This is a genomic window from Serratia sp. AXJ-M (assembly GCF_046531865.1).
GTDB classification, from domain to species: domain Bacteria; phylum Pseudomonadota; class Gammaproteobacteria; order Enterobacterales; family Enterobacteriaceae; genus Serratia; species Serratia liquefaciens.
Genome location: NZ_CP059394.1, coordinates 4,270,724 through 4,284,100 on the forward strand (window position 1 = coordinate 4,270,724; position 13,377 = coordinate 4,284,100).

14 protein-coding genes are annotated in these 13,377 nt (G+C 51.8%); 8 read left to right on the forward strand and 6 right to left on the reverse strand.

Features of this window, described 5'->3' with window-relative positions; translation table 11 throughout:
- Positions 1 to 318: 318 nt before the first annotated feature.
- Both H0S68_RS20000 and lldD read left to right on the forward strand, forming a co-directional pair.
- On the forward strand, positions 319 to 1,902 hold the full coding sequence (locus tag H0S68_RS20000; protein ID WP_410528982.1) for an L-lactate permease: 1,584 nt from the start codon (positions 319 to 321) through the stop codon (positions 1,900 to 1,902).
- Positions 1,903 to 1,935: 33 nt separating this feature from the next.
- Entirely contained in the window at positions 1,936 to 3,078 is a 1,143-nt protein-coding gene (gene lldD / locus H0S68_RS20005; RefSeq protein ID WP_020828431.1) for an FMN-dependent L-lactate dehydrogenase LldD, read from the forward strand.
- A gap of 36 nt (positions 3,079 to 3,114) precedes the next feature.
- On the opposite strand, the gene H0S68_RS20010 is transcribed toward lldD, so the two are convergent.
- Complete coding sequence (locus H0S68_RS20010; RefSeq protein WP_142814497.1) at positions 3,115 to 4,059, reverse strand: LysR family transcriptional regulator; 945 nt, start codon at positions 4,057 to 4,059, stop codon at positions 3,115 to 3,117.
- A gap of 148 nt (positions 4,060 to 4,207) precedes the next feature.
- Between H0S68_RS20010 and H0S68_RS20015 the strand changes: the two genes are divergently transcribed.
- Positions 4,208 to 4,597: a tautomerase family protein gene (locus H0S68_RS20015; protein WP_201896041.1), complete on the forward strand. Its 390-nt coding sequence runs from the start codon at positions 4,208 to 4,210 to the stop codon at positions 4,595 to 4,597.
- A gap of 42 nt (positions 4,598 to 4,639) precedes the next feature.
- Here H0S68_RS20015 and H0S68_RS20020 read toward each other — a convergent pair whose 3' ends face one another.
- Both H0S68_RS20020 and H0S68_RS20025 read right to left on the reverse strand, forming a co-directional pair.
- Positions 4,640 to 6,406: an ABCB family ABC transporter ATP-binding protein/permease gene (locus H0S68_RS20020; protein WP_201896040.1), complete on the reverse strand. Its 1,767-nt coding sequence runs from the start codon at positions 6,404 to 6,406 to the stop codon at positions 4,640 to 4,642.
- Positions 6,407 to 6,660: 254 nt separating this feature from the next.
- Positions 6,661 to 7,338, reverse strand: coding sequence for a hydrolase (locus H0S68_RS20025; RefSeq protein ID WP_020828435.1), 678 nt, complete (start codon positions 7,336 to 7,338; stop codon positions 6,661 to 6,663).
- Positions 7,339 to 7,582: 244 nt separating this feature from the next.
- On the opposite strand from H0S68_RS20025, the gene H0S68_RS20030 reads away from it, so the two are divergent.
- The 5 genes from H0S68_RS20030 (at position 7,583) to H0S68_RS20050 (ending at position 11,640) form a co-directional block, all read left to right on the forward strand.
- The gene (locus H0S68_RS20030) at positions 7,583 to 8,479 is read left to right on the forward strand and encodes a LysR substrate-binding domain-containing protein (protein ID WP_201896039.1); all 897 of its coding nucleotides are present in this window, start codon (positions 7,583 to 7,585) and stop codon (positions 8,477 to 8,479) included.
- Between the two features lie 116 nt (positions 8,480 to 8,595).
- Positions 8,596 to 9,165 (forward strand): HdeD family acid-resistance protein, encoded by a 570-nt coding sequence (locus tag H0S68_RS20035; protein WP_128865153.1) that lies wholly within the window; start codon positions 8,596 to 8,598, stop codon positions 9,163 to 9,165.
- Positions 9,166 to 9,320: 155 nt separating this feature from the next.
- Positions 9,321 to 10,253, forward strand: a complete 933-nt coding sequence (gene cbpA / locus H0S68_RS20040; protein WP_020828438.1) for a curved DNA-binding protein — start codon at positions 9,321 to 9,323, stop codon at positions 10,251 to 10,253.
- Positions 10,246 to 10,551 (forward strand): chaperone modulator CbpM, encoded by a 306-nt coding sequence (gene cbpM, locus H0S68_RS20045; protein ID WP_020828439.1) that lies wholly within the window; start codon positions 10,246 to 10,248, stop codon positions 10,549 to 10,551. Before cbpA ends, cbpM begins: the two co-directional genes overlap by 8 nt.
- Before the next feature lie 960 nt (positions 10,552 to 11,511).
- A complete protein-coding gene (locus H0S68_RS20050; RefSeq protein WP_262504729.1) occupies positions 11,512 to 11,640 on the forward strand; it encodes a hypothetical protein in 129 nt (42 codons plus the stop codon).
- A 109-nt stretch (positions 11,641 to 11,749) separates the two neighbouring features.
- On the opposite strand, the gene H0S68_RS20055 is transcribed toward H0S68_RS20050, so the two are convergent.
- From H0S68_RS20055 to H0S68_RS20065, 3 genes are all read right to left on the reverse strand, one after another.
- The gene (locus tag H0S68_RS20055) at positions 11,750 to 12,055 is read right to left on the reverse strand and encodes a type II toxin-antitoxin system RelB/DinJ family antitoxin (RefSeq protein ID WP_122080120.1); all 306 of its coding nucleotides are present in this window, start codon (positions 12,053 to 12,055) and stop codon (positions 11,750 to 11,752) included.
- 204 nt (positions 12,056 to 12,259) lie between these two features.
- Positions 12,260 to 12,619: an Hpt domain-containing protein gene (locus H0S68_RS20060; RefSeq protein ID WP_162302911.1), complete on the reverse strand. Its 360-nt coding sequence runs from the start codon at positions 12,617 to 12,619 to the stop codon at positions 12,260 to 12,262.
- A 45-nt stretch (positions 12,620 to 12,664) separates the two neighbouring features.
- Positions 12,665 to 13,291, reverse strand: a complete 627-nt coding sequence (locus tag H0S68_RS20065; RefSeq protein ID WP_128865154.1) for a response regulator — start codon at positions 13,289 to 13,291, stop codon at positions 12,665 to 12,667.
- Between the last annotated feature and the right edge of the window lie 86 nt (positions 13,292 to 13,377).

A 13,377-nucleotide genomic window follows, 5' to 3' on the forward strand; every position in this document is an offset into this window, starting at 1 on the left:
TCCCACCAGCAGTAAGATGCCGACGGGGGATTACGTCATTTTTGGGGATAATCTATGGTCAATTAACGCCTAATTAATGTGAACCAGCCCCACCCACATCTTAAGTGAAAATTCAACTCATTGATTTTTAGATAAATACAACCTCACCTTTCATATACCAATAGTCTCATTTCGTAATCATCACGCCTAAGCACTTCGATGTTAAAAAATTGCCGTATAGCACCGCCTCCAATGTTGTGATTAGAATAAAAATGTTGCGGCAATTAACTATTTAGCTACATCTCCGTGAAAATAAAAATAATAACCGAAGAGGATCTTATGTCCCTTTTTTTCAGCGTTGCGCCCATCGTCCTGCTGATTTGGATGATGACCAAAAGGAATGGCGTTCCCTCTTACCTCGCTCTGCCGCTGACGGCTGCCGTCGTGTATACCGTGCAGCTACTGTGGTTCGACAGCGCCCCCCTGCTGTTGCATGCCAATATCGTCACTGCATTGGTGGCGGTTTTGACCCCTATCACCATCATCGCCGGTGCGATTTTGCTGAACAAATTGATGCAGATCAGCGGGGCGGAAAACGTGGTACGCCGCTGGTTGGAGAATATCAGCCCCAATCCCGTGGCCCAGTTGATGATCATTGGTTGGGCATTCGCGTTCATGATAGAAGGTGCCAGCGGCTTCGGCACGCCGGCGGCTATCGCGGCCCCGATTCTGGTGGGGTTGGGCTTTAACCCACTGCGGGTCGCCCTGCTGACGCTGGTGATGAACTCGGTGCCCGTTTCCTTCGGCGCCGTGGGCACCCCTACCTGGTTTGGCTTTGCCAATCTGGGCCTGTCGGACGCCAGTCTGCTGGAGATTGGCCGCCAGACCGCGCTGATCCACTTTGTCGCCGGGTTTGCGATCCCGCTGCTGGCGTTGCGTTTTATCGTTTCCTGGCGGGACATTCGCCGCAATCTGCCTTTTATTTTGCTTAGCGTCCTGAGCTGTACCCTTCCCTATCTGCTGCTGGCGCAGGTGAATTATGAGTTTCCGGCGCTGGTCGGCGGCGCCATTGGCCTGGCGGTGTCGGTGTTGCTGGCCCGCGCCGGCATCGGCCTGGTACGGGTTGATAAAAACCAGGAACCCGGCCAGCCGGTGCCCTTTATCCAGGTGCTCAAAGCCATGACGCCGACCCTGCTGCTGATTGCTATCCTGATAGTGACCCGCATCCACCAATTGGGCATCAAAGCGCTGCTCAACAGTACGGCACCGCTGTGGCAAGGGAGCCTCGGCTGGTTGGGTGAGCTGCGCGTCAGCGACGCCCTGATTATCGAGCTGCAACAGGTGCTCGGCACGCAGGCCGCTGCCAACTACAAAACGCTGTACGTGCCCGCGCTGATCCCCTTTCTGCTGGTGGTAGTGCTGTGTATTCCGCTGTTTCGGCTGAACCGTCACCAGGTCAAACAGATGTTCAGCGAAACCGGTCAACGGATAGCCAAACCCTTTATCGCCCTGTTGGGGGCCCTGGTGATGGTCAACCTGATGATGCAGGGAGAAAACGACGCGCCGGTGATCCTCATTGGCAAAGCGCTTGCGGCACTGACGGGGGAAAGCTGGCTGCTGTTCTCTTCTTTCCTGGGTGCGCTGGGGTCTTTCTTCTCTGGCTCTAATACCGTTTCCAACCTGACGTTCGGCGGCATTCAACAGTCGATCGCCCTGAGCAGCGGACTCAACGTCAATCTGACGCTGGCGCTGCAATCCGTCGGGGGCGCCATGGGCAATATGGTGTGCCTGAACAATATTATCGCCGTCTGTTCGATCCTCGGGATCGGCAACGCCGAAGGAAAAATCATCAGAAAGACCGTGCTGCCGATGCTGGCGTACGGAGGGATCGCCGCCGTCATGGCCCAGATCCTGGCTCTCTGATCCAAAGTACGTTATCGAAAGAAGGTAAAAAACATGATCATCTCCGCCTCAACCGACTATCGGGCCGCCGCGCAAGCCAAGCTTCCGCCCTTTCTGTTCCACTATATTGACGGCGGGGCCTACGCGGAGCATACGCTCAAGCGTAATACCGAAGATCTGGCCGATATCGCCCTGCGACAGCGTGTGCTGCGCAATATGTCGGACCTCAGTCTGGAAACCCACCTGTTCGGCGAAAAGTTGGCGATGCCGGTAATACTGGGCCCGGTCGGGTTAACCGGCATGTATGCCCGTCGTGGCGAGGTACAAGCGGCCCGGGCTGCTGCGCAGAAAGGCATTCCCTTTACGCTGTCTACGGTTTCGGTATGTCCGATAGAGGAAGTCGCGCCGGCCATCGATCGGCCCATGTGGTTCCAACTGTACGTGCTGAAGGACCGTGGCTTTATGCGCAATGCGCTCGAACGTGCCAAAGCGGCCGGGGTGAAAACGCTGGTGTTCACCGTTGATATGCCGGTCCCCGGCGCGCGCTATCGCGACGCCCATTCCGGTATGAGCGGCCCTAACGCTTCCCTGCGCCGCGTGCTGCAGGCCGTTACTCACCCGCAGTGGGCCTGGGACGTTGGCCTGCTCGGCAAACCTCACGATCTGGGCAATGTGTCAGCCTATCGCGGTAAACCGACCAGTCTCGAAGACTATATCGGCTGGCTGGGGGCCAACTTCGATCCTTCCATCTCATGGAAAGATCTGGAGTGGATCCGTGAATTCTGGGAGGGGCCGATGATCATTAAAGGGATTCTGGATCCCGAAGACGCCAAAGATGCAGTGCGATTCGGCGCCGACGGCATCATCGTATCCAACCACGGCGGCCGTCAGTTGGACGGTGTACTCTCAACCGCACGCGCCATGCCGGCGATCGCCGATGCGGTAAAAGGCGACATTACGCTGCTGGCCGACTCCGGCATCCGCAGCGGGTTGGACGTGGTGCGAATGATCGCTCTGGGAGCCGACAGCGTACTGCTGGGGCGCGCCTTCGTTTACGCACTGGCCGCCGCCGGGCAGGCCGGTGTCGCTAACCTGCTGGAGCTGTTGGATAAAGAGATGCGCGTCGCCATGACGCTCACCGGAGCAAAAACCATTGCTGAGATTGGCGCCGGCTCTCTGGTCCACGGACGCGGCTAGCCCCCTCTCCTGGCGGATCCTGAAGCCGCCAGGCACTCAGCGGATGAAAAACCCTTCGGCAAAGGCGTTGCGCAAATAACGGCTGAACTCCGTCACTGCTCGCGATACCTGCGGCGCATAGGGGCGCACTACATAAAGACTGTCGGCAAAAGCACCTATAGGGCGCCAGGCCGGCAGTACCTCAATCAACCGGCCGTCCGCCAATGCCTGCTGCGCACTGAAGTCCGGCAGCAAGGCAATACCCAGCCCTTCTGCCGCCGCATCACGTATCGATTCACTGTTGTTGGTGGCAAAAGGACCGCTGACCGGCACGCGGGTCTTTTCAGCTTGGCCCGGCAGCCCCTGTTTCGCGGCGAAGCTCCACTCCGGCGCTTCGGTACCGCGGGGATAGTAAAGGCACTGGTGCCGTTGCAGCTCCGTCGGTGACGTCGGCATACCGTGCCGTTTCAGGTAGTCCGCCGACGCCACGGCCACCGTTTCGGTTGAGCACAACCGCCAGGCGACGTGGGTGTCGGGCAAGCTGTCGCTGTGGCGGATCGCCAAATCAAAACCCTCGGTGGCCAACGACACCAGCCGATCCGAAACCTCAAGCTGCACCCGCACCTCAGGATTTTCGCGTAGAAAACCGGTAATACGCGGCACCAGTTGCTGGCGGGCAAACGCCACCGGCGCCGTGACCCGCACCGAACCGCGCAGCGGCCCGGCAGAATCGCAAATGCCGGAAAAGCTCTGTTTGATTTGTGCGAAAGGCTGGCGCAGTTCCTCGACCAGCCTCAGCCCGGCATCGGTCAGCCTGACGCTGCGAGTGGTGCGCTGCACCAACGGCACCCCTGCCAGCATTTCAATCTCTTTGATTTTTTGGCTCATGGCCGCTTTGCTGACGTCCAGCCGCTCTGCCGCACGGGTAAAACTCCCCTGCTCAGCCAATACGGTGAGCCAGTGTAAATGGGTCCACAGGGTTTCTATTTTTGGATTTTTCATCGTCGACTGTTCATTTATATAAACAATGAGTTCAAGTATAGCGCTTCTTCCCGCGCCAGCGTTTGGCTAAGATGGATCCTCAAAGGCGATGTCAAAACGCTGCCCTGCGCGCATCAATAACTATTAACCCACTGACAGGATTATTAAAATGCCATTACTCATCTTTGACGTCATCGAAGGTCGCAGCGACGCCCAACTGCAAACACTGCTCGACGCCGCCCACCGAGCCGTCCTCAGCGCCTTTGAGGTTCCCGTACGAGATCGCTACCAGATTGTTCATGAAAACAAGGCTAAGCATATGGTGATTGAAGATACCGGCCTTAACCTGACCCGTACCCGCGATCTGGTGGTGGTTCGGGTGATTACCAGCCCGCGCCCCGAAGAACAAAAACAGCAGTTTTATGCCGAACTTAGCCGTGAGCTGAAAGAAAGTTGTGGGATTGAAGGCAGTGATTTGATGGTATCCATCACCACCAACAGCAAGGGAGACTGGAGCTTCGGCAACGGCGTGGCACAATACCTGACCGGTGATCTTTAGCGCGCTGTCCCCCAGACTGAGCATCGACTGGGGGACGCACTTTCAGGGCTGCTGTTCTTCGCTATATTGGTTTTGCCACATTGCAGCATAGCGGCCGTTGGCAGCCAGCAAGGCGTCATGCCGCCCACGCTCAACAATCTCACCGGCCTCCAGCACGATGATTTCGTCGGCATCCACCACCGTCGACAGCCGGTGCGCAATCACCAACGTGGTATGGTCGCGGCTCACTTCACGCAGATGCGCCTGGATTTCGCGTTCGGTCTGGGTATCCAGCGCACTGGTCGCCTCGTCGAACACCAGGATCGCCGGATTTTTCAGGATGGTGCGCGCAATCGCCACCCGCTGCTTTTCCCCACCCGACAGCTTGAGCCCGCGTTCGCCCACCCGAGTTTCATACCCGTCAGGCAGGCTGACGATAAACTCGTGAATATGCGCCAACCTAGCCGCGCGCTCGATCTCTTCCTGACTCGAACCGGTTTTACCGTAACCAATGTTGTAGCCCAACGTATCGTTGAACAACACGGTGTCCTGCGGCACGATGCCGATTGCCGCACGCAGGCTAGCCTGCTTCAGGCTGCGGATATCCTGGCCGTCAATCGAGACAGCGCCGCCGCTGACGTCATAAAAACGAAACAACAATCGGGATAGCGTGGATTTGCCGGCCCCCGAAGCACCGACGATCGCCACCGTGTTGCCGGCCGGGATGGTAAAACTGACGTTTTTCAGGATCGGCCGACGCTCATCATAGCCAAAGCTGACCGAGTCAAAACGCACCTCCCCTGCGCGCAATTGCAGCGCCGACGCATCCGGCCTGTCGACAATTTCCTGCTCTTCCTGCAGCAGATCGAACATGTTCTCCATGTCGATCAGCGCCTGTCTGACTTCAGCATAAATGAATCCGAAGAAATTCAGCGGCTGATAGAGCTGCAGCAGATAGGCATTCACCAATACAAAGTCGCCGACCGTCATCCGCCCCTGCACAATGCCCTGCGCCGCCATCGCCATCATCACGATCAGTCCGATGGAAATAATGGCGGTTTGTCCGAGGTTGATGGCGGTAAAACTGAACTGGTTTTTGATGGCGGCGTATTCATACAGGCGACGCGACATGTTGAACCGATCGGCCTCAAAGTCCTCGTTACCGAAGTATTTAACCGTCTCGTAATTCAGCAGGCTGTCGAGTGATTTGCTGTTGGTATCGGCGTTGGCTCGGTTGAGCTCACGTCTGAAACGAGTTCGCCAACTGACGGCCATCACGGTGAACAGAATATAGCAGCCAACAGTCACCACAATCGCCAGCGCAAACCAGCCGTTTAACAGATGCCACATGATCACCGAAACCAAGGTGATTTCGAACAGAATGGGGAAAATGGAGAACAGCAACCGCGAAAGCACCGTCGCCACCGCCTGAGTGCCGCGTTCGATAGACAGCGACAGCGCGCCGGTCTGCCGCTCCAGGTGAAAACGCAGGCTCAACGCGTGCAGTTGTCTGAAGACGCGTAGCCCCAGTAGCCGGGTCGCATTCTGGCTAACGTGCACGAACATCACGTTGCGTAATTCTTCAAATAACGCCCCCCCAACACGCGCCACGCCATAAGCCAGGATCAAACCGATGGGAATGGCCAGCATTTTGGCGGTTTCACCGCTCAAGGCATCGACCATGGCTTTATAAGCCAGCGGCACCAGCGTGATACTGACCTTGGAGACCACCATAAAAACAAAGGCAATCACCAGGTAATAACGCAGCCGGGGGTTCTCTTTGGGCCACAGGTAGGGCAGCAGAAACTTCAATAAGCGGGAACGGTCCATATCAGGTATCAATTGTCTCGGTCAGCAGTGCGGCATGGTTTTGTATATTCTGGCACGTATGCCACGAAAAACCTTCGGCAATTCTCCGATGCGGCTCTTTTGAACCCTGATCACCTGAATGGCACACCTCGGTGGTGAGGAATGACATGATGTTTACATCCCTGCTGCATACATGCGCAGGCCTAATGCCCAGCCCGAAGTATCGACGCAATGGCCCCCATGGCATTAGGCTGACCATGGAGGCGCACAGCGGTTTATTTCTCCGAGTCTAAGGTTTCGTGATGCGTGATGACGTCTTGCGCCTTGTTATAGCTCTCGATAAGCAATTGATATGACGGGAAGATCAAGGTGTAGATCTCGGCCCACTGTGCCGCATCCTCACGATTCCAGGTTTGTTGAATCTCTGACGCCACAGCCCCGGTATCCATAGGGACAGCACCGGCCTGAACTACCCGCGCCAGGGTAATTTCCTGAGCCATTTTTGAGTAGGTACCGGACGCATCGACCACGACGAACACCTGATAACCGTCGGCAATTGCGCTAATAGCCGGGAAAGCCATACAGACGCTGGTAATGGTGCCGGCAATAATCAGCTGTTTTTTCCCGGTGGCCTTCACCGCCTGCACGAAGTCGGCATTATCCCAGGCATTAATCTGGCCGGTGCGTGCCACGTATTGCGCATGCGGTGCGTTCGCATGGATTTCCGGGATCAGTGGCCCATTTGGCCCCTGTGGCACCGAAGCCGTGGTAATCACCGGCATGTTGGCCAGCGTGGCAATTTTGGCCAGAGCGGTCGCATGGCGGCGCAGGTCGGGCATCGGCATATCGCCGATGGTTTGAAATAAGCCGCTTTGGTGGTCGATCAGCAGCATTACGGCATCGGCCGGGTTGATTACCGGACGCTGGTTATTAAAGTTTGCTGGGGCACTCATAGATCCTCACTTGTTCATCCTGAAACGTTAGCGGTCAAAGAGCTGCTTTTCCTGAACTCAGCAGGCTAAAGCGAGTCATTAAATTTAGGCGACTGGAATATGACAGTTCCGATTGTCCAAGGCTTTTCATCGATATAGCATGCACTTATGAATGGAAGCCTCATATTTAACCTAGCAATGAATCAAATCGGCAAACAGGCCAATTATTGGAAATGAGTGTTTCATCAATGGGAAAATGGTCTTTATGATAGATTTCAATGAAATGTTTATGTTTGCCAAGGTTATTGAATGCGGAGGCTTTCTTGCTGCAAGTAAGAAATTTGGTATCCCCAAGTCCACACTGTCCAGAAAAATATCCGCACTTGAACAACGCCTTAATGTCAGACTGATACAACGCTCAACCCGAAATATAATGATCACGGAAATCGGTAAGGAATATTACCAATATTGCGTGCAAATGATCGCTGCGGCAGAAAAAGCGGAAAACCTGATCAATAACAAAAGTGACCAACCCACGGGTAAAATCAGGATTACCTGCCCCACGATTCTTATGGATCTCGGTCTGTCAAAAACCCTGGCGAAATTTATGCAGGCTTACCCTGAGGTGGTACTTCAGGTAAAAATATTCAATCGTGACGTGGATATTATTGCAGAGGGGTACGACATCTCATTTCAACTGATGGGCAAAGAATCCAAAAACAGCAATCTGATTATGCGGAAAATTGCCTCCATTTCCTCTTCTTTTATGCTGAATCCTGCCGGCAGGATCCACCCCAACCAGGTGCAAAAACCGTCAGATCTGCATCAACTCCCTACCGTTGGCTGGCTATCTTCCCATTTTCAATCCGCATGGACGTTCAACAAAGAAGGCCGGGAAGTCAAGATAAGCAATGAGTCCTGCCTGGTGTGTGACGACATCAGACTACTCAAAGAGGCGATTCTTTGCGGCAGGGCTACGGGTTGTTTGCCGCTAAAGCTGGCACGTCAGGAAATTCACGATGGCACCCTGACAACCGTGCTGAATGACTGGCAGCTGGAGCCGCGCAAAATTGTCGCTATTTATCCTTCGCGCCAGGGCCTGCTGCCCGCCGTCAGGGCATTGATCGACTTCGTTGTCGAAGATTTCGCACAGGATGGCTGACTTATTCGATTGAAAACAACGATTACGCACAATTATCCTCCCGCACTTGGCGACAGGTATTATAATTAAAAAGACAATACGAGATAGGATATCCAAACAGTTTAAGGAGATACGTCATGTTAAATATGGGTCCACGCCATTCGCTGATTATCGATGAACAAAGTTTAAAGAAACAACGTACCCCGCTGTTAATCATCTCTATATTGCTGCTGTTAGGCGGTATTTTTTGCCTTTTCAGCCCCTTCGCCTCTGGCGCCGCGCTGAGTATGGTCATGGGCATTTTCTTGCTGTTGAGCGGATTCGGTCTGATTTTCGGTATGATAGCTAACCGAGTACAAAATACCTGGCCGATGATCGGCGGTATTCTGCTAGGGGTCGCTTACCTTATTATCGGCTACGTGTTTATCACCACCCCGGCGGTAGGCATTTTCGCCATGGCGATCTATCTTGCCGTACTCTTCGCTCTGGGCGGCATCGTACGACTGATTGCTGGCTACAAATTACGTGATGTCAGCGGCAGTTGGCTGCAGTACGTGATTGGTATTTTGGATCTGATCATTGCCTGGATGCTGTTCAGCGCCGATCCTATGACTTCCGTCGTTCTGGTCACCACCATTGTCGGCATCGAAATGCTGTTCAGCTCTTTTGGCCTGTTCCAGGTTGCTCGCCAACTGAAGCGCTCGTGATTTCAGGCGGGGCCACCCGGCTCCGCTTTTCTACTGCACAGCCGACAATTACCCCGATACATCGGCGGCCAAGTGCCCTAATATTAGTAAGGTTTCACGCAAAGCAGGTTCAACTACTCCCCCCTGACGAAAGATTGAAATGAGATGATAACGCTATGGAATTCAAGGACTATTATACCATTTTAGGGGTCAAACCATCAGATGACATCAAGGCGATAAAAACCGCCTATCGTCGGTTGGCGCGAAAGTATCATCCTGATGTCAGCACAGAAAAAAATGCCGAGGCACAGTTTAAAGAAGTGGCCGAAGCCTACGAGGTGCTGAAAGACGACGAGCGCCGTGCTGAATATGATCAACTGCGTCAACATCGTAATGACCCTAACTTCGGCCGCCAAACCCAGCATGCTCATGCGAATGCAAATAATGCCGAAGACTTTTCCGACATCTTTTCCTCCATGTTCGGCGAACATGCGCGCGGCCAGCGTCAGCGCCAAAGCCGAGCCATGCGCGGGCAAGATATTGAAATGGAAGTGGCCGTCTTCCTGGAAGAAACGCTGGCCGAGCAAGCCCGCACCATCCGCTATAGCCTGCCGGTCTATAACGCCTTTGGCATGGTGGAGCAGGAAATCCCCAAAACCCTTAATGTGAAGATCCCTGCCGGCGTAGGCGACGGCGAACGCATTCGCCTGAAGGGCCAGGGCGGCCCGGGGATAGACGGCGGTGCGAATGGCGATCTCTACCTTATCATCCGCATTGCGCCACACCCCATGTTCGACGTCGTAGGCCACGACCTGGAAATTGTGTTGCCGATTGCTCCTTGGGAAGCTGCGCTCGGTGCCAAGGTGCCAGTCCCTACCCTCAAAGACAGTATTTTGTTGACCATCCCTGCCGGTAGCCAAACCGGACAACGTCTGCGCGTTAAAGGGAAAGGCTTGGTCAGTAAAAAAGAAACCGGCGATTTGTATGCCGTGATCAAGGTTGTGATGCCGCCGAAGCCGGACGAAAAGAGTGCTGCACTGTGGCAACAGCTGGCGGAAACTCAGACGAGCTTTGATCCGCGCAAAGAGTGGAGTAAGCAAAATGGCTAACCTAAAAGTAACCTTCACCATTACCGAGTTTTGTCTGCATACCGGTGTGACAGAAGAAGAGCTAACGGAGATTGTCGGGCTGGGGGTGATAGAGCCGCGCAACCCGGCAACGGAAGAGTGGATCTTTGACGATCGCGCCTTGATCACTTTCCATCGAGCTCAGCAATTGCACCATGAACTGGCGCTGGACTGGCCAGGTATTGCCGTCACCCTGACGTTGCTCGAAGAGATTGAGCAGTTACGTAAAGAGAACAGCCAGTTGCACCAACGGCTGGCGCGATTCGTTACCAGGCCCTGACAGGGCGAAAACAGCCCATTGCATCGCGCCCACCTTCGCTCAGAAAAACAATTTCGTTGCAATAAATCCACTGAGCGAATGGAGGGCGATAAAAATAGGCTTTAACTACTTAAAATAAGCGTTCATGTTTTTTAATAAGTACTGTTAATAAAGACATGTCATTAAAAACAGTATTGACACTCTTTTATAAATCCGTAGATTGGTAATCAACAGCAGCGTAATGATAGCAGCTGTTAATAGTAAAAGTGTTTAGTAAGTTGTTATTAAGTTATTTTGCGATAAAGGCCACGAAGTTTTTTAGTATGGGTCATCGATGCTGAGAAAAGTTACAGTCTTGCTCGATGAAGCTTTAAGGCCACGTTGTAAGTACCGACAATCGCAGGGTGTGTACCAAAACGCGATGATGTAAGGCCATGATAGAACTGTTTTTTGTTTACGATCAATGAGTAAGACAGTGAAAACAGATCGCAATAGAAGTGAGGCTATGCATCAAAGAATAGATATCGCGAGGGGAGATGTACGAGTTGAGATGCCATACCTTTGATTATTTTGGTAGGCGGTAATTGTGAACTGGTAAATATAGGGGAGGTTTGAGTTAACCCAATATTATCTGTGATTAACCTGTACATTTAGTGTAGAACTCTAGCAGTAAATAATAGTAAGTTCATTAATGTTAAATCAGAAGTCAATAGTACCTTAAAAGCCCTGGCTGCAACGGTCAGGGCTTTTATCATTTATGGCAACCCTGAGCGTATTAATCAGTAAATTCCTCATCGCAATACCCCTCAGAAAAACCGCAGCAACAATCTCATTGACCGCTCTGCGTAACGATTCTTTTACGACTCCCCCACGCTTCTAGTTAGGATTTTTACCTAAAAATACATTTTAAATTCAACGTCGTTAAGATTTATCTTAAAATGCAAGCCGGATATTTATGGATCTTGATGTTCAGGGAATGAAATGGATGACAAGCAGCGTAAGCAGGATTATCGGGTTGAGTATGGCGAAGAATGGAAGCCTGAAAAAACCTCTAAGTGGTTTTGGTTTGTGCTGTTCGCCATTCTGGGTGTTTTGATTGCCGTTTCCTAAAAGTAGCCAGCAAGAAGGTTTCCTGTATAAAGTCGGCGATATGTCTCAGCGGTCGAAACCGCTGAGCGAGTGAGAAAATATTCTATTTAATTATAGAGAAATGATTAACTTAACGGTGCTTCTCGACATTCAGCATATCCCCTAGCTTTTCTGATTTATATTGAGAATAGTTACGCTGAATTTCAGGATATTCCAGCTGGGACAGAATATCATTATAAGCCTGGTAGCAAAGTTGTTCCCGGTTAGTGCTACTGCCATTGAGCAGTTCTTCCGGCATCGCCCCTTCCTTGACTATACGATTAAGGAACATTCGAATACCTTCAGAAACGGTCATGCCCATCTCTTTGAAGACCGCTTCTGCGCGTTGTTTTAAGTTGGTGTCAATTCGCGCCTGAACAATGCTATCGCGTGTCATAAAACCCTCCTGGTGACATTTTTCTCATCCTGTCAGGGCATTATTGCGCTGGAGATAGTGGATAAAAATGAGAATTCAGCTCGGCACCGTAACGCTATTGACGGTTATTGTGAGAGTAATGCCCGTAACTCTCGTAAGGTAAAGATGACATAACCGGGAGTGAGCATTTAAATGCTCTATTATTACCTCATCACCGTGCTTAAACTAACGCAGATGGATTAAACAATCATTCAGAGAAAATATCATTAACTCTATTATTTTCAAACCACTATAGATTTTATCAGGGTGCATATCCTCCAACCGTCGATTCTCGAATGCCAGGCAGGCTGCTGCGATCTCTTTCGCACAAATGGTTTGCGCAGAGCCTTTTAATCGATGGACCGTTTTGGCAACCCCAACCCGATCACCCTGCTTTGCCAAGGTTTGGGCCAGGGAAATTTCCTTTATATTTTCTTCATTAGCTTTATAAAGTAACGTTTTAATAAAAGAAATGTCGTTGCCAGCAACCTGAAAAAGCCGGTTGATATCCACATGTGCAGATAACGACAACTTGTCATCATCCATTACACTTTCCCCCGCGTTGGCTTTGTGCATTTTTCGCTCAAATCATTAGTCCAAATTATTTTTTATGCAAAACTCATAAGTTTCCATCATACTATTTAGGTCCAGCTTGGCCATGACTCTTCTTTTATAGGTCCCTACCGTTTTATCACTTATGTTCATCTGCAAACCAATATCGACCAATCGCATGCCTTTTGCCAAATAACGTAATACCTGTAACTCCTTTGCCGAAAGCGAAGCAATTGCATTCTTTTGTTTATCTTCACCGGGCTGCAAAATTTGTTGCCTTGCTTGTTTTAAAGGGAAATAGCCATAGCCGGCGCTAATTGCCGCCACAGCACTATGCAGATCGCATAGGTTATTTGCCTTGCTGATAAAACCATCCGCCCCAGCGCCCACACAGTTTTTAATATAGTAAGGTTCGTCTTTCCCCGAAAGCACCAGAATAGCCCCACTGAACTGGCGTTTGCGCAAACGCTGAACCAGTTCAATGCCGCTGATAGAGTGAATGTCGATATCAACGATAACCAGATCCGGCTTGTGTTTTTCAATTAATGATAGCGCCTCAAAACCATCACCCGTTTCACTAATTACCCTGAGGCCTTCTTTTTCCAACAAAACTTTAATGGCAAAACGTGTGACAGGATGGTCGTCAACAACCAAAACACTCTTCATCGGTCACTACCTCATTATTTTCGTCAATTTACTGCTGCCCTGGAAAGCCCACTAAGATGACAGTGGACAATTGAAACCTGGCTCAA

What these genes read in the sequence shown, in the direction of transcription:
- lldD (WP_020828431.1), top strand. Translation starts at nt 1,936, where the DNA reads ATGATCATCTCCGCCTCAACCGACTATCGGGCCGCCGCGCAAGCCAAG.
- H0S68_RS20020 (WP_201896040.1), bottom strand. Translation starts at nt 6,406, where the DNA reads ATGGACCGTTCCCGCTTATTGAAGTTTCTGCTGCCCTACCTGTGGCCC.
- cbpM (WP_020828439.1), top strand. Translation starts at nt 10,246, where the DNA reads ATGGCTAACCTAAAAGTAACCTTCACCATTACCGAGTTTTGTCTGCAT.
- H0S68_RS20025 (WP_020828435.1), bottom strand. Translation starts at nt 7,338, where the DNA reads ATGAGTGCCCCAGCAAACTTTAATAACCAGCGTCCGGTAATCAACCCG.
- H0S68_RS20010 (WP_142814497.1), bottom strand. Translation starts at nt 4,059, where the DNA reads ATGAAAAATCCAAAAATAGAAACCCTGTGGACCCATTTACACTGGCTC.
- H0S68_RS20050 (WP_262504729.1), top strand. Translation starts at nt 11,512, where the DNA reads ATGGATGACAAGCAGCGTAAGCAGGATTATCGGGTTGAGTATGGCGAA.
- H0S68_RS20000 (WP_410528982.1), top strand. Translation starts at nt 319, where the DNA reads ATGTCCCTTTTTTTCAGCGTTGCGCCCATCGTCCTGCTGATTTGGATG.
- H0S68_RS20055 (WP_122080120.1), bottom strand. Translation starts at nt 12,055, where the DNA reads ATGACACGCGATAGCATTGTTCAGGCGCGAATTGACACCAACTTAAAA.
- H0S68_RS20065 (WP_128865154.1), bottom strand. Translation starts at nt 13,291, where the DNA reads ATGAAGAGTGTTTTGGTTGTTGACGACCATCCTGTCACACGTTTTGCC.
- H0S68_RS20015 (WP_201896041.1), top strand. Translation starts at nt 4,208, where the DNA reads ATGCCATTACTCATCTTTGACGTCATCGAAGGTCGCAGCGACGCCCAA.
- cbpA (WP_020828438.1), top strand. Translation starts at nt 9,321, where the DNA reads ATGGAATTCAAGGACTATTATACCATTTTAGGGGTCAAACCATCAGAT.
- H0S68_RS20030 (WP_201896039.1), top strand. Translation starts at nt 7,583, where the DNA reads ATGATAGATTTCAATGAAATGTTTATGTTTGCCAAGGTTATTGAATGC.
- H0S68_RS20035 (WP_128865153.1), top strand. Translation starts at nt 8,596, where the DNA reads ATGTTAAATATGGGTCCACGCCATTCGCTGATTATCGATGAACAAAGT.
- H0S68_RS20060 (WP_162302911.1), bottom strand. Translation starts at nt 12,619, where the DNA reads ATGGATGATGACAAGTTGTCGTTATCTGCACATGTGGATATCAACCGG.